Raw genomic sequence first — 23,693 nt, 5'->3', positions numbered from 1 at the left:
GTGTCTAGCGCAACGAGCATGCGGTTTCCACCCCTCAGACCTCGATATTTTCCAGCCGCACGGGTAGCTTGCGGATACGCTGGCCCGTGGCGTGGTAGATCGCATTGCAGATCGCCGCATTGGTGCCGACATTGGCAAGCTCGCCGAGGCCCTTCACGCCTGCCGGGTTGATGTGATCGTCCTGCTCGGAGAGCAGTATCACCTCGACACCGGGCACGTCGGCATTCACAGGCACGAGATAGTCGGCAAGATTGTCGTTGACGTAGCGCGCATTGCGCTCGTCGATCTCGGTGGCCTCGAGCAACGCTGAGGACATGCCCCAGATCAGGCCGCCCATGAGCTGGCTGCGCGCCGTGCGCGGATTCATGATACGGCCCGCCGCGAAGGCTCCCACCAGCCGCGGTGCACGGATTTCATGGGTAAAGCGGTTGACGCGGACCTCGACGAACTCGGCACCGAAGGCATAGGCAATCTTGTCCTTCATCGAGTGACCACCGACGAGGCGCGCGTGCCCGCTGTGCATGGCCGTGAAGGAGTCCAGCGGCGCGCCTTCCGGCTTCCACTCGCCGTATTCCTCGACGACGCCGACACCGAGCGCGTCGAAGGCCTTGTCCAGATCGAGCGGACGATCGCTCTTCGCCGCCTGCGTGCTTGGCGTCTGGCTGATGCCGACAGTCTCCTTGGCCTTGTCGGCGAGGCTGTCGCCCGGCATCACGGCCTTGAACAGCCTTTGGCGGATTTGATCGCACACCATCATCACTGCCGAGCAGGTGCTGGCGGTCGAGTTCGAACCGCCGGCAACCGGCGCCGGTGGCAGGTCGCTGTCACCCACGAAGACCGCGACCTTTTCCAGGGGCACGCCGAGCCGCTCGGACGCGGTCTGGGCGATGACGGTGTATGCACCGGTACCGATCTCGTGACCGGCGATCTCGACCCGGGTACGGCCGTCGCGCTGGAGGCGGACGCGCGCGGCAGACGGCGCCATCTGCGTCGGATAGCAGGTGGCGGCACAGCCATAGCCAACCAGCCAGTCGCCGTCCGACATCGATTTCGGCTGCGGCGAACGCTGCGACCAGCCGAACGCCTTGGCGGCCTCATCGAAGCACGCCATCAATGACCGGAACGTATAGGGCTTGCCGCCGATCGGCTCAACGGTGGTGTCGTTGATGCGGCGGAGCTCGACCGGGTCCATGTTCAGCTTCACCGCGAGCTCGTCCATCGCGCTCTCCAGCGCGAAGAGATATGGCACCTCCGGCGGTGAGCGCATGAAGCCCGGCGTGTTGCGGTCGGCGCGCACAATCGACACCAGACTGCTGACGTTCGGGCAGGCATAGAGCCGCGTCGTCGTCTTGGTGCCGCCGACGCAATAGGCATCCGGACGCGACGAAACCTCGGAGCCCTCGTGCCTCAAAGCCGCCAGCTTGCCGTCCCGGCCAGCACCAAGCCTGATCTCATGGCGCGTCTCGGCGCGGTAAGTCGCGATGGTGAAACCCTGGTCGCGGGTCGGCACCAGCTTGATCGGCCGGTTCAGGCGTTTGGCGATGCCGGCGATAATGGCGGTTCGCGGCGTCATCGAGCCGCGCGAACCAAAGCCGCCGCCGACATAGGGATTGACGACACGGACCTTGTCGGCGTCGATGCCGAGCTGCTCGGCGACGCCGTTCTTCAGGCCATAGACATGCTGGCTGCCCTCATAGATGACGAGGTTATCGCCCATCCAGGCGCAGCTCGTCGTAAACAGCTCCATCGGGTTGTGGTGCTGGGTCGGCGTGTCATAGGAGGCGGTGAGCTTGACCTCAGCCTGGTCGAACGCCTTGGCGAAATCGCCGACCTCCGGGTCTTCCTTGAACTGCGAGTTTTGCCCTTTCGCCGCAGCCGTGGTCGTTCCTGGCGAGTCGAAGCTCGCACTCGGCGCTACGGCCGTGTAGCTGACCTTGACGCGATTGGCGGCCTCGCGCGCGGCCTCGTAGTTCTCGGCGATGACGACCGCGATGATCTCGCCGTCATGGGCGATGTCGGCCGATTTCAGCGGCTGGATCGTGGTGCCGGCATAGCCGCCATTGCTGAACAGCTTCGACTCCTTCAGCTTCGGGGCGTTCTCGTGCGTGACGATGTCGATCACGCCGCGGACACCTCTGGCATCGTCGAGATCGAAGCTGTCGATGCGGCCCTTGGCGATGGCACTGGTGACCAGGAATGCGTAAGCGGGATTGTCGAGCGGCATATCGGACGCATATGTCGCCCGGCCCGTGACCTTTGCGGCGGCGTCATAGCGCGGCACCGGCTGGCCCATGTTTGCCTTCGGCTCGGGAGCTGCAGCGGTCATGATCGGACCTCCATCGTTACGGCCTGCTGGAGCGCGCGCGCCACCACGCGCTTGCCGAGCGCGATCTTGAAGCTGTTGTGCTGGCGTCCCCGCGCGTCCGCGAAAGCGGCAGCGGCAACACGCTGCGCCAGATCGTCGTCGAATTTCTGTCCCTTCAGCAGCGCCTCCGCCTCGCGCGCCCGCCACGGCACGGTGGCGACGCCGCCCAGCGCGACGCGTGCGTCCCTGATCGTGCCATCCTGCACGTCGAGCGCGACGGCAGCCGACGACAACGCGAACTCATAGGACTGACGGTCGCGCGCCTTGAGATAGACCGAGCGCGGCCAGCGGCCGGGAACGGAGAATGCCGAGATCAACTCACCGGGCTGAAGTGTGGTCTCGATGTCGGGCGTGCTGCCGGGTGCCTTGTGCAGATCTGCGAACGGCACGTTGCGCGTGCCGGACCTGCCGGTGATCTCGACCATTGCGTCCAGCGCGATCAGCGCCTGGGCAAAATCGCCGGGATAGGTCGCGATACACTGATCGGACGTGCCGAGCACCGCATGCATGCGATTGACGCCATCCATGGCGGCACAGCCCGAGCCAGGATTGCGCTTGTTGCAATTCTCATAGGAGACATCGCGGAAGTAGCTGCAACGCGTTCGCTGCATCACGTTGCCGCCGAGCGTCGCCATGTTGCGCAGCTGGGCGCTGGCGGCGAGATTCAGGGAATTCGCGATCACAGGATAGTCGCTCTGGATCTCAGCATGCGCGGCCACATCGGACATCTTCGCAAGCGCGCCGAGCCGCAAGCCGTCGCCTTTGGATTCGATCGCGGACCAGCCGCGCGCAAGCGGATTGATATCGACGAGCGCGGCGGGACGCATCACGTCCAGCTTCATCAGGTCGATCAGCGTGGTGCCGCCGGCGAGCGGCTGTGCCGCGGCCTGCGTCAACGGATTGTTGGCAGCCGCGGCAGCGCTGAGCGCCTGCACGGCCAAGTCAGGATCTGTTGCTCTCTGATACGAAAACGGTCGCATGCGCCTAGCCTTTCATGATCTCGGGCGCGGCCTGCTTCACGGCGGCGACGATGTTGGGATAGGCGGCGCAGCGGCAGATGTTGCCGCTCATATATTCGCGGATGTCGGCCTCGCTGCCCGCATGCCCCTCCTTGACGCAGGCCACGGCGGACATGATCTGGCCCGGCGTGCAATAGCCGCATTGAAAGGCGTCGTTGTCGACAAAGGCCTGCTGCATCGGATGCAAATGATCGTCGGTGGCAAGGCCCTCGATCGTCGTGATCTCCTGCCCCTCGGCTGCGAGCGCGAGCGTCAGGCACGATACCACGCGCCGATCGTCGATCAGCACCGTGCAGGCGCCGCACTGGCCGTGGTCGCAGCCCTTCTTGCTGCCGGTGAGCTTGAGATGTTCACGCAGCGCATCGAGCACCGTGGTGCGGGCGTCAATGTGCAGGCGCTTGTCCTTGCCGTTGACCCGCAGCGTGACATCAACCGGAAGCGCCGGATCCTGCGCGGCTGACACGCTCGCATCCTGCGTGGCCGCGCGCGCCGTCATAGGGACCAGCGCACTGCCGGCAGCGCCCGCTATGAAGGCGCGCCGATCGAATCCGGATCGTCCGGAACCTGGTTTTTCGGACATGGAGGGCCTCCGCCGCTTCGAGCAAAAGCAGCGCACACCTGCACCGCTCATCGCCCCTTAACCTGAAGCAATGAGCTCCGTTCCGAACGAGAAAGGGCGATGCAGCAAATGCCGCGTCGCCCTTCGTCAACTTTTCCTGATCGTGCGCAGGGAACCCCGTGCGCGGTGGTCAATAGCCGAGGGCGCAACCATCCTTGCGCGGATCGGAACCACCGGTGAGTGTGCCCTTCTCCCAATCGATCCAGATCGCCTGGGCGCCGCCGAGCGGACCGACCACGCTGGTAGTCTTGTGGCCGAGCTTCTTCAGGCCTTCGACGATATCGGCCGGCATGCTGTCCTCGAGCTGGTACTGGCCCTCGTAATGCAGGCCGCGCGGCATATCGATCGCCTCCTGTACGTCGCAGCCATAGTCGAGAATGTTGGTCACCACATGGGTCTGGCCAACCGGCTGATACTGTCCGCCCATCACCGCGAACGGCATCACGGACCGGCCGTCCTTGGTGAGCAGACTCGGCATGATCGTGTGCAGCGGACGCTTGCCGCCGGCGATGCAATTCGGGTGACCGGGCTGGATACGGAAGCCGCCGGCGCGGTTCTGGAGCAGGACGCCGGTCTTGTTCGAGACGATCGCCGAGCCGAATGAATGCGCGATCGAGTTGATGAACGAGCAGACGTTGCGGTCCTTGTCCACGACCGTGATGTAGATGGTCGAGGGATTCATCGGCGGCGCGACGTTCGGCAGGTCGAGCATACCGTCCATGCGGATCTTGTCGATGTGCTCGTTGCAGAATTCCTTGGCGAGGATTTTGGCGACCTCGATCTGCATATGCTCGGGATCGGAGACATGCAGCTCGCGATGCATGTAGGCGATGCGCGCGGCCTCGGCTTCGAGATGGAAACGCTCGATGCTGAGCGGCGCGTATTTTGTCAGGTCGAACCGCGACAGGATGTTCAACATCAGCAGCATGGTGAGGCCAGGTCCGTTCGGCGGGCACTGCCAGACGTCGTAGCCCTTGTACATCGTGCCGATCGGCGTCGTCGTCTCGGTGGCGTGCGCGGCGAAATCGTCGAGCGTGTGCAGGCCGCCGATTCCGCGCAGGGTCTCCACCATGTCTTCCGCGATCGGGCCATTGTAGAAGGCGTCGCGACCGTCCCTGGCGATCGCCCGCAGCGTCTTGCCGAGCTCCGCCTGGCGGATGACATCGCCGGCCACCGGCGGCTTGCCGTGCGGCAGCAGATAGCGCTCGGTGTTGGTGCCGCGCTTCAGCTTCTCGAACTGGTTCTTCCAGTCGAAGGCGATGCGAGGGGCGACGACGTAGCCTTCTTCGGCCGCCTTGATCGCGGGCTGGAGCAGCCGGTCGAAGCCGAACTTGCCGTGATCGCGCAAAACAGTCGCAAAGGCGTCGATCACGCCGGGGACCGAGACCGCATGCGCCGAAGTCAGCGGCACGGAGTTGATCTTGCGCTCGATATACCAATCGGCGTTCGCCGCCTTGGGGGCGCGGCCGGAGCCGTTATAGGCGATGATCTTGCCTTCGCCGCGCGGCTGGATCAGCGCAAAGCAGTCGCCGCCGATGCCGGTCGATTGCGGCTCGATCACGCCGAGCAGCGCCGAGCCCGCCACCGCCGCGTCCACCGCCGTGCCACCCTCGCGCAGCACCTCGATCGCGGCGAGCGACGCCTGCGGATGCGAGGTCGCCACCATTGCGTTGGTGGCGTGGACCGTGGACCTGCCGGGGAAATGGAAGTTTCTCATCGAATCCTTGCTCTCGTTGGGCGTCTCGCGCGGATGGTGCGCCGGGGTCGGAAAAACCGGGCTTACATGACACATTCCGGCCCGCCGGGGCAATGCTGGCATACCAGGGAAATGGCTGCTACCCGCTGGGAATAGAGCTGCGCGTTGCGGGTTTTCCGGGCGCGGGCCGCCTGCTAAACGGACACCATGATTTACAAGGTCGCCGCCTTCTACCAATTCGCCGCCCTGCCCGATTACCGCGAGCTGCGCGAGCCGTTGCGCGCATTCTGTGCAGGCCTGGCGTTAAAGGGTAGCGTGCTGCTGGCGCAGGAGGGCATCAACGGCACAGTCGCCGGCACGGCCGAGGCGATCGACGCTCTCGCCCATGAGTTCGCGCACAGCGACATGTTCGACGGCAGGCTAAACAATCTCGAACTGAAATTCTCGACCGCCGAGGCGATGCCATTCGGCCGGCTCAAGGTGCGGCTCAAGAAAGAGATCGTCACGCTCGGCGATCAGGCCGCCGATCCGACGCGCCAAGTCGGCACCTATGTCGAGGCGAGCGAATGGAACGCACTGATCACGGCGCCCGACACGCTGGTGCTCGACACCAGAAACGCCTTCGAGGTGGCGATGGGGACGTTCGACGGCGCGATCGATCCCGGCATCAAGAGCTTCGGCCAGTTCAGGGAATTTGCAGCCGAGCAGCTCGATCCCGCCAAACACCGCAGGATCGCGATGTTCTGCACCGGCGGAATCCGCTGCGAGAAGGCGAGCGCGCATCTGCTCGCGCGCGGCTTTGCCGAGGTCAATCACCTCAAGGGCGGCATTCTCAAATATCTGGAAGAGGTGCCGGAGGCGCAGAGCCGCTGGCGCGGCGAATGCTTCGTGTTCGACGAGCGCGTCGCGCTCGGCCATGGTTTGCGAGAACTTGGCTCGCAAAAACTTGGATTGCAAGAACTTGGATTGCACGAACTTGGATTGCGCGAAAGGGACAAGGACACGGCACGTGACGAATGAGATCAAGACGCTCGGCGAGCGCATCGACACGATGGAAACGCGCCTCGCCTATCAGGACGACACGATCGAGACGCTGAACCAGACCATCACCGCGCAGTGGAGGCAGATCGACGCGCTGACGCGGAAGATCGCGGAGCTCGGCGAGCGGCTGCAGGAGGCCGAGGCGAATGCGCCGGGAGCAGCCAATGAGCCCCCACCACATTATTGAATTGAGCGGTGTTACTGACCGGACGCCTTGCGCAGAAGGTTGGTCACCTCGCCCGACATCATCAGCCGGTTGCGCCCGGCCTCCTTCGCGGCATAGAGCGCCTGGTCGGCGGCCTCGACGAGCGAGACAACGCCAGCCGTGCGCTCCAGCGCCGGCCGGCAGGCTGCACCGCCGAGCGAAGCGGTGACGCAGCCGGACGCATGGTTGCTGGTGTGGACGAGGCCCGCATCGCGGATCGCCCGTCGAATCCGCTCGCCGATCCGGGCGCAGCCCGCGGCGTCGGTGTTCGGCAGCAGCACGGCGAACTCCTCGCCGCCGTAGCGCGCCGCCAGATCGCCGGGATGCTGCATCTCGGCGGCGAAGATCTGCGCCACCAGCCGCAGGCAGGCATCGCCCGCGGGATGGCCGTATTCGTCGTTGTAGGACTTGAAGTGGTCGACGTCGATCATCAGCAATGAGAGGCTGGAGCGGTCGCGATAAGCGCGCGCCCACTCCTCCTTCAGCCGTTCGTCGAAGCGGCGGCGATTGGCAAGCCCGGTGAGGCTGTCCTCGATCGCGAGGGTTTCCAGCCTGGTCTCCAGCTTCTTCTGCTCGGTGATGTCGCGCGAGATCGCGACCACGCCGTCGGCGCGGCCATTGTCCTTGCGGGTCGCCCGCATGGTCGATTCGAGCCAGACTTCGCCGTTCAGCCGGTGCGCGTTGCGATAGGTGACGCGCGCCTCCTCCTTCTCGCCGCGCTTCATGGCATCGACGAGAGCCTGGACCTGCGGCCGATCATCCGCGTGAACGCCGGCGAGCGCGGGCGTTCCAATCAGTTGGTTGGCGCGCCAGCCGACGACGCGGATCGACGACGGCGAGACATAGCGCAGCCGCTCGTCGAGCCCGATACGCGTCACCATGTCGCTGGAGCCTTCGGCAAGCAGCCGGAAATGCGCTTCCTTCTCGACCAGCGCGGCGGCCATGCGCTGGCCCCGCTGCAGCTGCCGCACCAGCACCGCACCGATGATTGCGATCAGCATGACCAGCGCGAGCACGTAGAGCATGCGCGAGATCGCTGCAGCGCGCCAGGGCGCCAGCAGTTCGTCCTTGTCGACGGTGGCGAGCAGGACGAGCGGATAACGGCTACTGCGCTTGAAGAAGCTGACGCGTGCGGCGCCGTCCAGCGGCGACTTGAAATGATAGGCAGCGCTCGGCTGCTGCAGGCCGGCGTCGCGGAATAGCGGGGTGTCGCCGACGCTGCGGCCGACGAACCTGTCGTTGCTGGGATTGCGCGCAATGATCATGCCGTCGCCGTGCATCAGCGCCACCGAGCTGTTGCGGCCGATCTCGAACTGCTCGTAGAAATGCGAGAGATAACTCGAGCTGATGGTCGCGAGCACTACGCCGCCGAAGCTGCCGTCGAGCTTGTTGAAGCGCCGCGACAGGGTGACGACCCACTCGCCATCCAGCAGGCTTTTCACCGGGCGGCCGATATGGGGCTCACGTTTCGGCGAGAGCTGGTGATAGCGGAAAAACGCGTCGTCGTTGAACGTCGAGCCGATCGTGCCGGGCGAGGTCAACAAATTGCCGAGGTCGTCGATGATGGCGAGGCTGTGGACGCGCTCCATCGCCTTCTTGCGCGCCTCCAGCAGGGTTCTGAGCTTGGCGATCGTGGCCGGCTCGGTGCCGTCCATCTCCAGCCGGCTGACGACGCCGACGACGCCTGAATCCAGGAGATCGAGGCTGTCCTCGGCATGCTGGGTCAGCGAGCGCGCAACGTTCGCCATCTCGGTCTCGGCGCCCTTGAGCACCGCGTCGCGCGCCGCCCATTCCCGCCAGCCACTGACGCCGAGGATGGTCGCGCAGGTCAGCGCGACGAACGCGGCCGCCCGCAGCGGCAGGCGGCTCCATCCGGCTCTTTGGGTCACAGCGTTCATGCGGCAGATTTCTCCGATGATCGGAAACTCTGCCGTTTCTGTTATCGAACTCTGAAACGCCTGCAGCAATATGCGGTTACGTCTCCGGTTTCCCGTAGTCGTACGGACGCCGGCATCAGCACATCGCTAACAAGGCATTAGCAAACCTGTCGGAATCCGGCGTCCCGGCTGCTAGGCGAAGATGGCCTTCACCTTGTTCCAGAGCGAGGGATTGTCGGCGTCCGCATCGGCCTTCGAGGGCGCCGGCTGGGCGGCGCTCACGGGATCGGAGGCCGGGAAGGTATCTTCCAGCCCGGCGTCAAGCTTGGCGTGGCGGTCGGCAGCGAGCGCTTCGTGCAGATCGTCGGCATGCTTGTCATGCGGGGCGGGGTTGAATGTCTCAGCCATGATCTCTTCCTCCGTTGGCTGGTCAACGCGGTTCAGTTGCGCTGGTTCCCCTGTTCCGCTCGGGGCTGCGGCGGTGTATCAGGAGCCGTAACCATCTTCAGGACCGTTCGTGCCCCAGTCTGCGACAAAACCCTTCATCGACGTCCTCACCGGCCAGCGGCAAGTCATCCCGCCGGTCTGGATGATGCGGCAGGCCGGCCGTTATTTGCCGGAATATCGCGAGGTGCGCGCCAAGGCCGGCGGCTTCCTCGATCTCTGCTTCAACCCGGAACTCGCCGCCGAAGTGACGCTGCAACCGATCCGGAGGTTCGGCTTCGACGCGGCGATCATCTTCTCCGACATTCTGGTGATCCCCTATGCGCTCGGACGTTCCGTGCGCTTCGAAATCGGCGAGGGTCCACGGCTCGAACCGCTGGATGATCCCGCCAAGGTCGCGACACTGGCGAAGCACGCCGATTTCAGCAAGCTCGCGCCGGTATTCGAGGCGCTGCGGATCGTCCGCGGTACGCTCGATCCCAAGATCGCGCTGATCGGCTTCTGCGGCGCGCCGTGGACGGTGGCGACGTACATGGTCGCCGGCCAGGGCACGCCCGACCAGGCGCCGGCGCGGATGATGGCCTACCGGCATCCGGAGGCGTTCGCAGAGATCATCGACGTGCTGGTCGAGAACTCGATCGAATATCTGCTGGCGCAGCTCGCGGCCGGCGCCAACGCCTTGCAGATCTTCGACACCTGGGCCGGCGTGCTGCCGCCCGCCGAGTTCGCGCGCTGGTCGGTCGAGCCGACGCGGCGCATCGTCGAAGGCGTGCGCGCCAAGGTGCCGGACGCGAAGATCATCGGCTTTCCGCGCGGCGCCGGTGCGCAATTGCCCGGTTTCGTCGAGGCAACAGGTGTCAACGCCGTCAGCATCGACTGGACCGCGGAGCCGGCCTTCATCCGCGAGCGCGTGCAAAGCAAAGTCGCCGTGCAGGGCAATCTCGATCCGCTGGCGCTGATCACGGGCGGCGCCGCGCTCGATCGCGCGGTCGACAACGTGCTGGCGAATTTTGCGCAAGGGCGGCTGATCTTCAATCTCGGCCACGGCATCCAGCCGGAGACGCCGATTGCCCATGTCGAGCAGATGCTGAAGCGCGTGCGGGGTTGATTTATTTCGCGCCTTGGGGGAGCGGAAAAACAAAAAACGCGAAAACAACCCCATGCACAGTAGCCAAGTCATTGAAAAAGTTAGGCTGGGAAAAAGTTAGGCTGGGAAAAAGTTTGGCTGGCATGGCTCGAGCGGCCGCCACCAGGCCGTTTGACCCGTCGGGCAAAACAGGCGCATGATACCATCATCGCCCCCATGAGCATTTCGGTAAGAGCTTAGCGCGGCCGGCTACGCTCGATGATCTCCGCGGCGCCCTTGGCCAACAGATCCAGACCCACCGCACGGCCGAGTTCGCGTGGGCGATCGGCGGGGCCCGAACGCAAAGCTTCGATGATGGTGTCGCCGGAGAGATCGAGCACGGACGCGGTCAACGACATCTGATCGCCCGCAATCGCCGAAAAGCCCGCGATCGGCGAGTTGCAGTGGCCGTTGAGCACCCACAGCACCTCGCGCTCGGCATCGGCAGAGGCATGTGCGGAGGGATCGTCGATCGATGCGAGGATTTGCCTTGTCTGCCAGTCCTGCGCGGCACATTCGACCGCGACGATGCCCTGGCCCGCCGCGGGCAGCATCTCCGCCGCGGTAAACTCGTAGGCGATGCGCTGCGAAAGGCCGACGCGGTCAAGACCCGACCGCGCCATGATCAGCGCATCCGCAGGTCCCACCGCTCCGCCATCCGGCAGGCGCTGCTTCTCACCATTGTCGAGTTTTCGCACGCGCGTGTCCGCGGCGCCGCGGAAATGGATGATCTCGACGTCGGGGAATAGCCGCCGCGCATAGGCGGCACGGCGCACGGCGTTGGTGCCGACTTTAAAGCCCTTGCCGCCCGACTGGCGCAGCGCCTCGACCGTCACGCCGTCACGCAGCACCAGCGCGTCATTGGCGGGATCGCGCGACAGCGTGGCACCGATCACGAGGCCCGGCGTGTCTTCGTTGCCGGGCATGTCCTTCAGCGAATGCATCGCCGCATGGAGTTCGCCCGACAGCACGGCGGCGCGGATCTGCGCCACGAAGGCACCGCCCTTGCCGCCATGGGGCAACAGCTTGCTGGTCTGGTCGAGATCGCCCGTGGTGTCGAACTTGACGATCTCGACGTCGAGATCGGGCATGGCAGCGATCAGGCGGCGCGCGATCTCTTCCGTCTGTGCCAGCGCCATCGCGCTCTTGCGTGTGCCGATCTTGAGTCGCGTAGCCAAGCCGTATGCTCCTTCTCGATGCGCGGATTCACCGCGCATCCTCCAATATCATGTCGGAAGCCTTTTCGGCGATCATGATGATCGGCGCGTTGGTGTTCCCCGACACGAGGTCCGGCATGATCGAGCCGTCGACCACGCGAAGGCCTTCGAGCCCCCTCACCTTCAGCCGCTGGTCGACCACCGCGAGCGCATCATTGCCCATACGACAGGTCGAGGTCGGATGGTAGATGGTGCTGCCCCGCTCACGGCAATAATCCAGCAGCTCGGCATCCGTGGATACCTTCGCCCCGGGGTCGTACTCGCCAGCCACGAACGGCTTCATCGCCGGCGCATGCAATATTTTGCGCAGGATCTTCAGAGCTTCGACATTGGTGGTGCGGTCGGTCTCTGTCGACATGTAGTTGATGCGGATCTCGGGCGGCAGGGTCGGGTCGGCGCTTCTGATGCGCAAAGTCCCGCGGCTTTCGGGACGGAGCTGGCACACCGACGCCGTGAAGCCGGAGAAATCATGCAGCTTCTCGCCCATCTTGTCGGTCGAGAACGGCAGGAAGTGGACCTGGATGTCGGGCGAGGCCAGCCGCGGACTGGTCTTGAAGAACGCGCCCGCCGTGCCGGCCGCGATCGTCAGCCATCCCTTCCGGAACAGCGCATAGCGCGCGCCGGCCAGCGTGCGGCGGAGCGGGTGATTGACGGTGTCGTTCAGCGTGATCTTCTGCGAGCAGCGCATCACGATGCGGACCTGCATGTGGTCCTGGAGGTCGTGACCGACGCCCGGCGCGTCCAGCACGATGTCGATGCCGTGCTTGCGCAGGAGGTCGGCAGGACCGACGCCGGAGAGCTGGAGCAGCTGCGGCGAGTTGTAGGCGCCGCTCGACAGCACGATCTCCCTGCGCGCGCGGGCGCGGCGCACCGTCGCGCCCTGACGGTATTCGACGCCGACCGCGCGGCGGCCCTCGAACAGCACGCGCTGGCCGAGCGCGCCGGTTTCGATCTTGAGATTGCCGCGCGTCTTGGCGGGGCCAAGATAGGCCACCGCCGTCGAGGCGCGGCGGCCGTTGCGCGTCGTGGTCTGGAACAGGCCGACGCCTTCCTGTGTGGCGCCGTTGAAATCAGGATTGTAGGGCAAGCCGTTCTCGACGGCGGCGTCGATAAAGGCTTTCGACAGCGGGTCGGTCACGACCATGTTGGACACCGGCAGCGGGCCGCCGCTGCCGTGATATTGATCCGCGCCACGCGACTGGTTCTCGGCCTTCCTGAAATAGGGCAGCACGTCGTCATAGCCCCAGCCGGTGTTGCCGCGCTGGCGCCAGCGGTCATAGTCCTCGTGCTGGCCGCGGACATAGAGCAGGCCGTTGATCGAGCTCGATCCCCCCAGCGTCTTGCCGCGCGGCTGGAACACCTGGCGCCCCTTCAGCTCGGGCTCCGGCTCGGTCTGGTACATCCAGTTGACGGTCTTTTCCTTGAACAGCTTTCCGTAGCCGAGCGGCACGTGGATCCAGATGTTGGAATCCTTCGGGCCTGCTTCAAGCAGCAAAACGCTATGCTTGCCGTTCGCCGACAGCCGGTTGGCGAGAACGCAGCCGGCGGAGCCGGCACCGACGATGATGTAGTCGAATTCAGGATCGGAGGGCGTGAGGGAGGAAGTTGCGTTCATGCGCTACTGTTCTTTTTGTTGGGTGTGGGCGTTTCCGTTTCGTCACTTAGCACGATCATGCAGCGACGCGCAGCGCCTCGACCAGCGACTTGAACGCACGGGCGTATTCCGCCCCTGCCCTTGCGATATCCGCGCGCCCGGCGCAGGCGACCGCGGCCTCCGTCACCGCACCGAGCAGAAGCCGGGCCAGCGGCTCGACCGGCTGCCGTGCGATCAGCCCGGCCTCCATCGCCGCCGCAATCGCACGCGGCAGCTTGCCGCCGAAATGTTTGGCGTCGATCTCGCGCCAGCGCTCCCAGCCGAGCACGGCCGGGCCGTCGCGCAGGATGATCTGACCGGTCGGGCCCTTGGCGGTTGCGGCAAAATAATGCTGGGTGCCGGCGACCATCGCAGCAAGCACGTCCTTTTCGGCCCGCGCGGCGCTGTCGATCTCGGCGACCAGATCGCGCGAGACCTGGTCGAACACCGCTTCGAACACCGCCTCCTTGGTCTTGAAGTGATGATAGACCGCGCCCTTGGCGACGCCGGCGGCTTCGGCGATCTCGTCCATCGTCGTCGCGCCAAATCCTTGTGCTCCCAACAAGCGGCGCGCCGCCGTCAGGATCGCCTCCGAAGTCGCTGCCCGCCGCTCCGCCTGTTTCGCCATGAGTCTTCGTCTAATCGAATTCGGCACAGGCAGCCAGTTGACTTTTCGACTACCAGTCGGTATTTACCGACTATCAGTCGGTTATTCGTGAGGTGTGCCATGCCGAGCCGTGACGTCGTCGAAGCTTTTGCCAAGCGATTGGAGACCGGGGATTTCATCGGCGCGATCGAGCAGTTCTATACGCCCGAGGCTGCGACCTACGAGAACAACGCAGCACCAACGGTCGGCCGCGACAAGCTCGTAGCCAAGGAGCGCGGCGTGCTGTCCGCCTCCAGGGAGGTCAAGGCGGTCCGCATCGGGCCAAGCCTGATCGAGGGCGACCATGTCGCGACGCGCTGGACCTTCAGCTTCACCAACGCCGAAGGCATCATCCGAACGTTGGATGAGATCGCATGGCAGACGTGGCGGGGCGATCAGTTGATCGAAGAACGGTTCTATTACGACCCGAAGCAGCTGGGGCACTGACCAGGACGCTGCACTTGCGGGCGTCCGATCAGACTTCACGTCGGACGATCAGGCGCGATCATCGCGTCCGCGAGCTTGCGCATCAAACGCACCAGGTCCTCGACATCCTGATCGTCCCAGGTCGCAAACATCGCCGCGACGATCCGTTCGCGTGCCCGGTCGATCGCGTCCGTCATGGCTTTCCCGCTCGGGGTGATCGTGGCCTCACTGACACGGCGATCCGCTTCGCTGGCGCGGCGCTTGATCAAGCCTAGACTTTCCAGTTTCGCGACCTGCCGGCTGACCGTCGTGTAGTCCCGTCCCATGCGATCGGCGAGGTCGACGACGCCGATCGGACCACGCCGCTCGATGCCCACGAGCAGCGGAAACAGCGCGCGATCGAGCGATATGCCCGCTTCGCGAATCATCATGTCGTCGCCCTGCCGGCGATTCATGACACTGGCGATGTCGATCAACGCTTCGTGAAGAGAGCGCACCTGCTTTTTAATATGTGTATTTTGCACCCTTCTTGACATCCCGATTGCCCTCTGCTTAATGCGTGCATATTACACATATTGAGGGTGCCATGACAAAGCAATTCAAGCCGGATGTTCTGATATGCGGAGCAGGCGCGGCGGGCCTTACGCTCGCTATCGATCTCGCCCGGCGGGGCATATCCTTTCGGCTGATCGAGAAGAGCGACGGTCCGTTTCACGGGTCTCGCGGCAAGGGAATCCAGCCCCGAACCCAGGAGATTTTCGAGGACCTCGGCATCATCGATCGTATCGTTGCGGCCGGCGGTCTCTACCCGCCACAGCGGAAATATCGGGACGATGGCAGCTTCATCGAGTCGGAGGTTTCTGAGCAAACCGCCCCGACACCCGCAGAGCCCTACCACATGGCGCTAATGATCCCGCAATTTCTGACCGAGAGCGTGATGCGCGAACGCCTGCTCGAATTTGGCGGGCGGGTGGAATTCGGCCGCGAATTGGTGGGCCTGGAGCAGGATCAGGACGGCGCGACTGCGCGTCTGTCAGGCCCGGCCGGTGAGGAGACGGTGCGGGTGCGTTACCTCGCCGGCGCCGATGGAGGCCGCAGCTTCGTCCGTCACGCTCTCAATATCGGTTTTCAAGGCAAGACGCTTGGCGTGCGTGCCGTCGTCGCCGATATTGTCCTGACGGGGCTGGACCGCACGGCGTGGCACCGCTTCAACGATGGTGCAATGGATCGCCAGATCGCGCTGTGTCCACTGGCCGGGACGGAGCTCTTCCAGTTGCAGGCACCGGTTCCGCTCGAAGGCGAAGTCGATCTATCGGCCGACGGGCTATCAGCGATGGTCGCCGAGCGCACGGGGCGCAACGATATCCGCATCCGGCGCGTGCACTGGGCGTCGGCCTATCAGATGAACGCGCGCCTCGCCGATCGGTACAGGGACGGCCGTGCATTTCTGATTGGCGATGCGGCTCACATTCATCCGCCGACGGGTGGACAAGGCCTCAACACCAGCGTGCAGGATGCCTACAACCTCGGCTGGAAGCTCGCGGCGGTCATCCGTGGCGCTTCCGCAACTCTGCTCGACAGCTATGAGAGAGAACGTCGACCCGTCGCTGCAAGCATGCTCGGCCTTGCCACCGTATTGCTGGAAGCCGCCAAACGCGGCGATATGAGACGCGGCCGTGAGGTGCAGCAACTCGACATCGGCTATCCGGGATCACCGCTGACGCTGGAAATACCGGGACGTCTGGAAGGTCCCCGCGGGGGAAACCGTGCACCGGATGCGCCGCTACGCGGGGCCGCCGGACAGCCCATACGCTTGTTCGGGTTGCTCAAGGGGCCGCATTGGACGCTGCTTGGCTATCAGGTAAAACGCGGAGCGCTATCGGCGTGCAATGGACTGCACATCCACTGCATCGGTCCAGGTGCGGAGCTCGTCGACGAAAGCGAGCACTTTCGCGCGGCATATTCCGTGTCGCCGGGGGATTGGGTGCTGGTGCGTCCTGACGGCTACATTGCCGCCCTCGTAGACTTCCGGCAGATCGATAGGCTCACGCATTTCCTGGCCGAACAAGGCCTCGCCTGATTCAAGGCCGCTTGGACTTATGATGAGGCGTCGGGCCGCAAGTCCGCTTGCGGCCCGACAAGATCCTCTGACCCGCTCCGCGACATGGGTGGAACGCGCCCTGGTTGCGGCGCGAGTTCAAGAGCATCCGCTCTCGGCTGAGCGTTACCGCCGCGCATTTGTATCGATTTGTTATCGATACTCCGTGACGAACACGCAGAAGTGGTCGCGGTGATCGTCGCAAGCTCGGATAATTCATAGTTCGTCAAAGGTTTGCAGCGAATTCTCCGGGTCGGGCCGGACAACCGGCCCATGCTGCTAGGCTCTGCAATGCGGACTCAAACGACCAGCTATTTCGCGCGGCTGTTCGCCGGCGATCTGTCGGCCTTTGGCGGTCCTGCAACCGACGAAGCCGTCGCCGGCCATATCCGCGCCGAACAGATGTCGCTGGTGCTCGGCTATTCGGTCGCCATCATGCTGGCGAACGCCTGCAATGCTGCCGTACTCGCTGTTGCGCTGTGGCATTCGCCCGACTGGAAGTTTGCGCTGGCCTGGGCCATCGTCGTGGCCGGCGCAGCGATCGCGTTCGGCCTGCAATCGCACGCCTCACGCCGCATCACCAAACCGCAATTCGTCTCGCGCCGGGCAATGCATCGGCTGGTGCGCAACGCTTTCGTGCTTGGCGCCGCCTGGGGCATCGTCCCGGTCGCCTTCTTCGCCCACGCAGCGACCGGCGGCCAGCTCGTCATTACCTGCCTTTGCTCGGGCATGCTGGCCGGCGGCGCGCTGGCCTTCGCCACGATCCCGATTGCGGCGATCGCTTTTACGACACCGATCTTCATCGGCATCGCGATCTGCCTCGGCCGGGACGGTGATCCCGCCTATATGCTGATGGCTATCCTGGTGGTGGTGTACGGGAGCGTGCTGCTGCGTGCGGTATTCGTCAATTCGCTGGCGTTCGCACGACGCGTGATGCGGCAGATCGAGGCCGAGCGCACGGTGCGGCAGGATTCTCTGACCCATCTGCCCAATCGGGTCGCCTTCAACGAAACGCTCGATGCTGCCTTGAAGCGGCTCGCTCTGTCCGGCGAGGAATTCGCGGTGCTTCTGCTCGATCTCGATCGCTTCAAGGAGGTCAACGACAAGTTCGGCCATCCCGCCGGCGACGAATTTTTGATCCAGATCGCAGGCCGCCTGCAACGCTGCACCCGCGCGGCCGAGCATGTCGCACGCATCGGCGGCGACGAGTTCGCGCTGGTGATGGCCAATCTGGCACGGCCGGAGGATGCGCTCGAGATCGCCGAGCGCTTCATTGCGGCGTTCGACGAAGCGTTCCAGATCGAGGGCCGCCAGGTCGTCGGCGCGACCAGCGTCGGCATCGTGCTCGCTCCGCGGGACGGCAACACACCGCTTGACGTCATGAAGAATGCCGATGCCGCGCTCTACCGTGCCAAGAAAGCGGGCCCCGGCACAGTGTGTTTCTTCGAGGCCAGTGACGACAAGGTGTCTCGCGACCGCAAGGCGCTGCAATCGGATCTGGAAGGCGCCATCGCCAGGGATGAGCTGTTCCTGGTGTTCCAGCCGTTCCTCGACCTCGGCGACAACCGCATCACCGGCTTCGAGGCGCTGCTGCGCTGGCAGCATCCCCAGCGCGGATTGGTGCCGCCGAGCGAATTCATACCGATCGCGGAGGAGACCGGGTTGATCCACGAGATCGGCGAATGGGTCGTCCGCCGCGCCTGCGCGACGGTTGCCGAGTGGCCCGAGGAGATCAGGGTCGCCGTGAATTTTTCGGCCGCGCAGTTTCACAACACAGCCATCCTCCAGATCATCGTGCAGGCGCTTGCCGATGCGAAGATCGCGCCGCACCGGCTCGAGATCGAGATCACCGAATCGATGCTGCTGTCGAAATACGGCTCGGCCGCGTCGGTCCTGAACGCGCTGCTGGAACTCGGCGTCACGGTTGCGCTCGACGATTTCGGCACCGGCTTCTCCTCGCTGACTTACCTGCGCAAGCTGCCATTCAGCCGCATCAAGATCGACCAATCGTTCATCCGCGACATGCTGGTGCAACCGGACTGCGCCGCAATCGTGAAGTCGGTCATCGGCCTCGCACGCGACCTGCGCATCGACGTGGTCGCCGAAGGGGTCGAGACCGCGGACCAGCTCGAATATCTGCGCCAGATCAGTTGCGACGAGGTGCAGGGTTATCTGATCAGCCGGCCGGTGTCGACGGATCATGTTCTAGCGCTGCTGGATCCGAAGAAGCTTCGGGCGAGTTACGCGGCGTAGCGCGCGTTAGGAGTAGGATTGGTGCTGCTACGGAGGAGGTGCGCTCCCTCTCCCGCAAGCGGGAGAGGGTTGGGGAGAGGGTGTCTCCATAGAGGGAGCCCCCAAGAGGAGAGAGCCCTCACCCGCGCCTTCGGCGCGACCTCTCCCGCTTGCGGGCGAGGTGGAGCCCGTGGCGCCTTCCATTCCGCCAGTTGGATCCCGCTGCAATTCCGTCAAATCGCATCCGCGCGCAACAGCGTGTCTATGGTGATCGTCCCTCGCGCGCGGGAGACGCAGGCGCAGATCTTCTGGTTGCTCTCCTTCTGATGGTCGCTGAAGAACACGTCGCGATGGTCGATCTCGCCGTCGACCTCGACCACGTCGATGGCGCACAGGCCGCATTCGCCGCGCTTGCAATCGTACATCACGTCGTGGCCGTTGGCATTGAGCACGTCCAGCATCGAGCGCTCGCGCGGAATTTCGAGCTCGACGTTGGAGCCCTTCAGGCGCACGCGAAATGTCTCGGTCGGCAGCGTGCCGCTGGAGTCGAACGTCTCGTAGCGGAGATCGGGAAGCGGATGGCCCGCGCCGATCCAGGCGTGTCGCGCGGCATCCAGCATCCGCATCGGGCCGCAGAACAGCACCAGCGTGCCCGGCGCCAATGACGCAAACAACGCGTCGAGATCGAGCCGGCGGCCTTCGTTGCTGGCATGAACCACCAGACGATCACCAAGCAGACTTGCAAGATCGTCGAGATAGGCAGCGTCGTTGCGCGAACTCACGGCATAGTGCAGCACCACATCGGCGCCGCGCCGCGCCAGCGCCTGCGCGGCGCCGAGGATCGGCGTGATGCCGATGCCGCCGGCGATCAGACAGTAGTTTTGGCGCGCCCAGTCGACCGCGAGCAGCGAGGCGGGCGTCGTGATGTCGAGCCGCGCGCCCGGCTGCAATGACCACATATAGCGCGAGCCGCCGCGCGAATCCTCCGCGCGGCGCACCGCGATCTTCAAGCCGCGCGACGAGGCTTCGCCGACCAGCGAATAGGACCGCGTCTCGGGCTGCCCGTCGATGGTGACGCTGACATTGACGTGGCTGCCGACCGGATAGGCGGCGCCGTCGAACCGGTCCGGCAGGATCAGGAATTCGCGGATGCCCGGCGCGAGATCGCGCGTCGAGACGAGCGTCGCCGGAATCCAGGTTTCGATGAAGCGCATGGTGACTGCCCTATTCGGTTGCGGCGGAGCTGATCCGCGCGAGCGCCGGCAGCAGGTCGAGATGAGTCCTGTTGCGTAGCGCAAGCCGCAAGTTCCGCACCGCGAGGCGCGCATGCTCACGCATCACGGCTTCGGCGCGCGCGCCCTCGCGGTTCTCGATGGCGTCGATCACGACGCGGTGGTGCTCCTGGCCGATGATCAGGATCTGCTGCGCCTCGGGCAATGCAGATTGCGCCATCACAAAACCGCTTGGCGAGGCGAACGGCAGCGCCGAGGCGCGGTCGATCTGCCGGATCAACGGTGGGCTGCGCGACAATTCCGTGAGCAGTGCGTGGAAGCGCGCATTCAGCGTGACATAGGACGAGAAGGCATCGACCGAGATCGGGACCTGGCGCAGCAGCTCGTCGATCGCCGCGAGGCATTCCTTGAGCGGCTCGAGCTCGCGCGCGGAGACGCCGCGTTCGGCGGCAAAGCGCGCGGCAAGGCCCTCCAGCGTGCCGCGCAGCTCGATGGAATCGGAGATGTCGCGTTCCGAAAACGCCTTAACCATGAAGCCGCCGGACGGGATCGCCTCCAGCAGCCCCTCCTCCTCCAGCCGCACCAGCGCCATGCGCACCGGAGTGCGCGAGGCGCCGGTGGTCTCCACCGCCTGGAGTTCGGAGATGCGCTCGCCGGGCCGCAACGCGCCCGAGAGGATCTGGTCGCGCAGCGCGAGCTGCGCCTTTACGGTCTGCGAGACGGAGCGGTCGACCTCACGCTCGGCCATACGCTTACTCCGCGGCCTGGAGGTGCTGCGGCGGGTTTTCCTTGGCCACCATCCGGTCGATCAGCTTACGCGTCCACATCGCGCCGGCATCGATGTTGAGGTTGTAGAAGATGCGATCGGGGTTCTCGTCCATCGCGCGCTGCTGCGCCTCGAGGATCAGCTCGTCCTCGTGGAAGATGCCGGAGACGCCTTCGCGGATCTCGGTGGTGATGCGCTGCTCGCCGAGCTGATAGTTGCGCACGAAGGCCCAGAAGTAATGGCAGGTCTTCTCTGTCTCGGGCGTGATGGTGTTGAGCACAAAACCGTTGACGCCTTGCGAGCGGTCGCCTTCCGGCGCGCCGGTGCCGGTCGGGGCCACGCCGACGTCGATCGCGATCGTGCACGGCGCTTCGAAGCGGATGATCTGCCAGCGGTCGACGAGACCGGACTTGCCGGGTTGCTTGCCGAGTTGCTTGGCCCAGAACGGCGGCGCCTCGATGCCGCGCATCCAGCGCGTCACCGTCACCGTTTTCTCGCCATGGGTGACGTCGAACGGCGCCTCTGCGACCGCCTCGTTGCCGATGGACGAGCCGTGCACGAAAGTCTCGTGGGTGAGGTCCATGAGATTGTCGAGCACGAGGCGGTAGTCGCAATTGACGTGGATGGTCTTGCCGTCTCCGGCCCAGGCCGGGTCGTGATTCCAGTGCATGTCGGGCACCAGCGCGGGATCGGCCAGCGCGGGATCGCCCATCCAGAGCCAGATGTAGCGGTGACGTTCGACCACGGGATAGGCGCGGACGCAGGCCGACGGGTTGATGGTTTCCTGCGAAGGCATGAAGGTACAGCGGCCCTGCGCATTGTATTTCAAGCCGTGATAGCCGCAGACGACGGTGTCGCCTTCGAGCCGGCCCTTGGACAGCGGCACTAGGCGATGCCAGCAGGCATCCTCCAGCGCGGCCACCGAGCCATCGGCCTTGCGGTACATCACGACATGCTTGCCGCAGATCGTCCGCGGCAGCAGCGCCGGCTTCACGTCGGCATCCCACGCGGCGACATACCAGGCGTTCATCGGGAAGGGTTTTGTCACCGGTCTCACTCCCAAGGCTACTGAATACGTCATGTATACAATAACGCAGGAATGAAATCGTTCAAGCGCGAAACAGCGTATCTAAATACCTTTGTCCCTCTAACGGTATACAGAGCGAGGAAACTACAGGAACAGGCGCTGCGCACGAGCCTTCGCGGCACGGCAAGGACGTGGATGGCCGGGACAAGGCCCGGCCATGACGTGCGACAATCGCCGCGGCTGAAGCACCATCTCCGAAGGAGGCAAGACCGGCGCTTGTCCTACGCCTTTTGCGCTCCGAACACCTTCATCAACCCCGCCTGGGCTTCTTCCTGGATCCGCCGCAGGTGCTCGGTGCTGCGAAAACTTTCCGCGTAGATCTTGTAGACGTCCTCGGTGCCCGACGGCCTCGCGGCGAACCAGCCGAAATCGGTTTCGACCTTGATGCCGCCGAAGGGCTGGCCGTTGCCGGGCGCCTTGCTCAGGGTCGCCCGGACTGGATCGCCGGCGAGATCCTTCAGGCCGAGTTGCTCGGGCGTGACGGACTTCAGGATGTTTTTCTGCGGCGTGGTGGCGGCGACGTCGATGCGCGCGTAATGGGGCACGCCCAGCTCGGCGGTGAGGTCGTTGAAGAGCTGGCTCGGATCGCGGCCGGTCTTCGCCATGATCTCGGCGGCGAGCAGGCCGAGGATGATACCGTCCTTGTCGGTGGTCCACACCGTGCCGTCACGGCGCAGGAACGAGGCGCCTGCACTCTCCTCGCCGCCGAAGCCAAAACCGCCGCTGAGGAGGCCATCGACGAACCATTTGAAGCCGACCGGCGTTTCGACCAGCTTGCGGCCGAGCTTCTTGGCGACGCGATCAATGATCGAGCTCGACACCACGGTCTTGCCGATCGCGGCATCCTTGCCCCAGTTCGGGCGGTGCGCGAACAGATAGGAGATCGCAGTCGCGAGATAATGGTTCGGATTCATCAGTCCGCCGGTGCGCGTCACGATGCCGTGCCGATCGGCATCGGTGTCGTTGGCAAAGGCGACGTCGAAGCGGTCGCGCATCGCGATCAGGCTGGCCATTGCGTAGGGTGAGGAGCAATCCATGCGGATCTTGCCGTCCCAGTCCACCGTCATGAAGCGGAAGGTCGGATCGATCGCCTCGTTCACCACGGTCGCCTTCAGGCCGTAGCGCTCGATGATCGGATGCCAGTAATGCACGGCGGCGCCGCCGAGCGGATCGATGCCGATATTAATGGCGGCGGATTTGACGAGGTCGAGATCGACCACGTTGCCGAGATCGGCGACGTAGGGCGTAATGAAGTCGTAGGCGTGGACGTTCGCAGCCTTGCGCGCTTTGGCGTAGTCGATGCGGTTCACGCCCTTGAGGTCATCGGCGAGATAGGCATTGGCGCGCTTCTCGACCACCGAGGTCGCGTCGGTGTCGGCCGGGCCGCCATGTGGCGGATTATACTTGTAGCCGCCGTCTTCGGGGGGATTGTGCGAGGGCGTGACGACGACGCCGTCGGCAAGGCCCGAGGTGCGGCCCTTGTTGTAGGTCAGGATCGCGTGCGAGATCACCGGCGTCGGGGTGTAGCCGCCGTCCTTGTCGATCATGATGTCGACGCCGTTGGCCGCGAACACCTCGACGGCGCTGACCAGCGCCGGCTCGGCCAGCGCATGGGTGTCGATGCCGATGAACAGCGGACCGGTCAGCCCCTTTTCTCGTCGGTAATCACAAATCGCCTGCGTCGTCGCGAGGATATGGCCCTCGTTGAAGCTGTTCTTGAACGAGGTGCCGCGATGGCCGGATGTGCCGAACGCCACCCGCTGCGCGGGATCGGCGACATCAGGCTTGCCAGCGAAATAGGCCGTCACCAGCCGCGGAATGTTGGTGAGCGCGTCCGGCGAGGCCTGCTTGCCCGCCGCGGGATGAACATCAGCCACTGAATATACCTCGTCCTGTCGTAGAAATTGCGGAATACCATAGCATCGGCCGGGCGCCCGCCAAGGGCACAACACGCGCGGCGGGGC

The 23,693-nt window shown here is 64.7% G+C and carries 20 protein-coding genes; 6 read left to right on the top strand and 14 right to left on the bottom strand.

All coding sequences use genetic code 11. The features are described 5' to 3' along the window. Positions 1-34: 34 nt before the first annotated feature. From ABIB06_RS01615 to ggt, 4 genes are all read right to left on the bottom strand, one after another. A complete protein-coding gene (locus ABIB06_RS01615; RefSeq protein ID WP_354045690.1) occupies positions 35-2,326 on the bottom strand; it encodes a xanthine dehydrogenase family protein molybdopterin-binding subunit in 2,292 nt (763 codons plus the stop codon). Further along, entirely contained in the window at positions 2,323-3,345 is a 1,023-nt protein-coding gene (locus ABIB06_RS01610; RefSeq protein WP_354045688.1) for an FAD binding domain-containing protein, read from the bottom strand. Before ABIB06_RS01610 ends, ABIB06_RS01615 begins: the two co-directional genes overlap by 4 nt. Before the next feature lie 4 nt (positions 3,346-3,349). Next, positions 3,350-3,964 carry a (2Fe-2S)-binding protein gene (locus tag ABIB06_RS01605; RefSeq protein WP_247340533.1) on the bottom strand — a complete coding sequence of 205 codons (615 nt, stop codon included), beginning with the start codon at positions 3,962-3,964 and terminating at the stop codon, positions 3,350-3,352. 169 nt (positions 3,965-4,133) lie between these two features. Continuing rightward, complete coding sequence (ggt, locus tag ABIB06_RS01600) at positions 4,134-5,720, bottom strand: gamma-glutamyltransferase (protein WP_354045686.1); 1,587 nt, start codon at positions 5,718-5,720, stop codon at positions 4,134-4,136. 186 nt (positions 5,721-5,906) lie between these two features. On the opposite strand from ggt, the gene trhO reads away from it, so the two are divergent. Then, positions 5,907-6,719 (top strand): oxygen-dependent tRNA uridine(34) hydroxylase TrhO, encoded by an 813-nt coding sequence (trhO, locus tag ABIB06_RS01595; RefSeq protein ID WP_247440679.1) that lies wholly within the window; start codon positions 5,907-5,909, stop codon positions 6,717-6,719. Continuing rightward, positions 6,709-6,927, top strand: coding sequence for a SlyX family protein (locus ABIB06_RS01590; protein ID WP_247440677.1), 219 nt, complete (start codon positions 6,709-6,711; stop codon positions 6,925-6,927). Before trhO ends, ABIB06_RS01590 begins: the two co-directional genes overlap by 11 nt. Before the next feature lie 11 nt (positions 6,928-6,938). On the opposite strand, the gene ABIB06_RS01585 is transcribed toward ABIB06_RS01590, so the two are convergent. Both ABIB06_RS01585 and ABIB06_RS01580 read right to left on the bottom strand, forming a co-directional pair. Continuing rightward, positions 6,939-8,843 carry a sensor domain-containing diguanylate cyclase gene (locus ABIB06_RS01585; protein WP_354045684.1) on the bottom strand — a complete coding sequence of 635 codons (1,905 nt, stop codon included), beginning with the start codon at positions 8,841-8,843 and terminating at the stop codon, positions 6,939-6,941. Between the two features lie 171 nt (positions 8,844-9,014). Then, entirely contained in the window at positions 9,015-9,230 is a 216-nt protein-coding gene (locus ABIB06_RS01580; protein WP_247340543.1) for a hypothetical protein, read from the bottom strand. A 109-nt stretch (positions 9,231-9,339) separates the two neighbouring features. On the opposite strand from ABIB06_RS01580, the gene hemE reads away from it, so the two are divergent. Further along, positions 9,340-10,374: a uroporphyrinogen decarboxylase gene (hemE, locus tag ABIB06_RS01575; protein WP_247340547.1), complete on the top strand. Its 1,035-nt coding sequence runs from the start codon at positions 9,340-9,342 to the stop codon at positions 10,372-10,374. Positions 10,375-10,589: 215 nt separating this feature from the next. Here the strand turns inward: hemE and hemC are convergent, their stop codons facing one another. Genes hemC through ABIB06_RS01560 form a run of 3 tightly spaced genes read right to left on the bottom strand, consistent with a single transcriptional unit; the run spans position 10,590 to position 13,870 of the window. After that, positions 10,590-11,570 (bottom strand): hydroxymethylbilane synthase, encoded by a 981-nt coding sequence (gene hemC, locus ABIB06_RS01570; protein ID WP_247440673.1) that lies wholly within the window; start codon positions 11,568-11,570, stop codon positions 10,590-10,592. 28 nt (positions 11,571-11,598) lie between these two features. Then, entirely contained in the window at positions 11,599-13,224 is a 1,626-nt protein-coding gene (locus tag ABIB06_RS01565) for a GMC family oxidoreductase (protein ID WP_247440672.1), read from the bottom strand. A 55-nt stretch (positions 13,225-13,279) separates the two neighbouring features. Then, positions 13,280-13,870 (bottom strand): TetR/AcrR family transcriptional regulator, encoded by a 591-nt coding sequence (locus ABIB06_RS01560; protein ID WP_247440670.1) that lies wholly within the window; start codon positions 13,868-13,870, stop codon positions 13,280-13,282. Between the two features lie 99 nt (positions 13,871-13,969). On the opposite strand from ABIB06_RS01560, the gene ABIB06_RS01555 reads away from it, so the two are divergent. Then, complete coding sequence (locus ABIB06_RS01555) at positions 13,970-14,335, top strand: nuclear transport factor 2 family protein (protein ID WP_247440668.1); 366 nt, start codon at positions 13,970-13,972, stop codon at positions 14,333-14,335. A 35-nt stretch (positions 14,336-14,370) separates the two neighbouring features. Here ABIB06_RS01555 and ABIB06_RS01550 read toward each other — a convergent pair whose 3' ends face one another. After that, complete coding sequence (locus tag ABIB06_RS01550; protein ID WP_247340552.1) at positions 14,371-14,850, bottom strand: MarR family winged helix-turn-helix transcriptional regulator; 480 nt, start codon at positions 14,848-14,850, stop codon at positions 14,371-14,373. Positions 14,851-14,900: 50 nt separating this feature from the next. On the opposite strand from ABIB06_RS01550, the gene ABIB06_RS01545 reads away from it, so the two are divergent. Further along, positions 14,901-16,394 carry an FAD-dependent oxidoreductase gene (locus ABIB06_RS01545; protein ID WP_247440666.1) on the top strand — a complete coding sequence of 498 codons (1,494 nt, stop codon included), beginning with the start codon at positions 14,901-14,903 and terminating at the stop codon, positions 16,392-16,394. Positions 16,395-16,703: 309 nt separating this feature from the next. Then, positions 16,704-18,665 (top strand): putative bifunctional diguanylate cyclase/phosphodiesterase, encoded by a 1,962-nt coding sequence (locus tag ABIB06_RS01540; protein ID WP_247440663.1) that lies wholly within the window; start codon positions 16,704-16,706, stop codon positions 18,663-18,665. A 212-nt stretch (positions 18,666-18,877) separates the two neighbouring features. Here the strand turns inward: ABIB06_RS01540 and ABIB06_RS01535 are convergent, their stop codons facing one another. From ABIB06_RS01535 to pgm, 4 genes are all read right to left on the bottom strand, one after another. Further along, entirely contained in the window at positions 18,878-19,858 is a 981-nt protein-coding gene (locus tag ABIB06_RS01535; RefSeq protein WP_354125553.1) for a PDR/VanB family oxidoreductase, read from the bottom strand. A gap of 10 nt (positions 19,859-19,868) precedes the next feature. Continuing rightward, entirely contained in the window at positions 19,869-20,624 is a 756-nt protein-coding gene (locus ABIB06_RS01530) for a GntR family transcriptional regulator (protein WP_247440659.1), read from the bottom strand. 4 nt (positions 20,625-20,628) lie between these two features. Next, on the bottom strand, positions 20,629-21,690 hold the full coding sequence (locus ABIB06_RS01525) for an aromatic ring-hydroxylating dioxygenase subunit alpha (protein WP_354045681.1): 1,062 nt from the start codon (positions 21,688-21,690) through the stop codon (positions 20,629-20,631). Positions 21,691-21,950: 260 nt separating this feature from the next. Then, positions 21,951-23,606, bottom strand: coding sequence for a phosphoglucomutase (alpha-D-glucose-1,6-bisphosphate-dependent) (gene pgm, locus ABIB06_RS01520; protein ID WP_354045679.1), 1,656 nt, complete (start codon positions 23,604-23,606; stop codon positions 21,951-21,953). Positions 23,607-23,693 lie beyond the last annotated feature (87 nt).

Source organism: Bradyrhizobium sp. LB8.2 (genome assembly GCF_040548035.1).
Taxonomy (GTDB): domain Bacteria; phylum Pseudomonadota; class Alphaproteobacteria; order Rhizobiales; family Xanthobacteraceae; genus Bradyrhizobium.
This window is presented reverse-complemented; position numbering and strand designations above follow the sequence as displayed.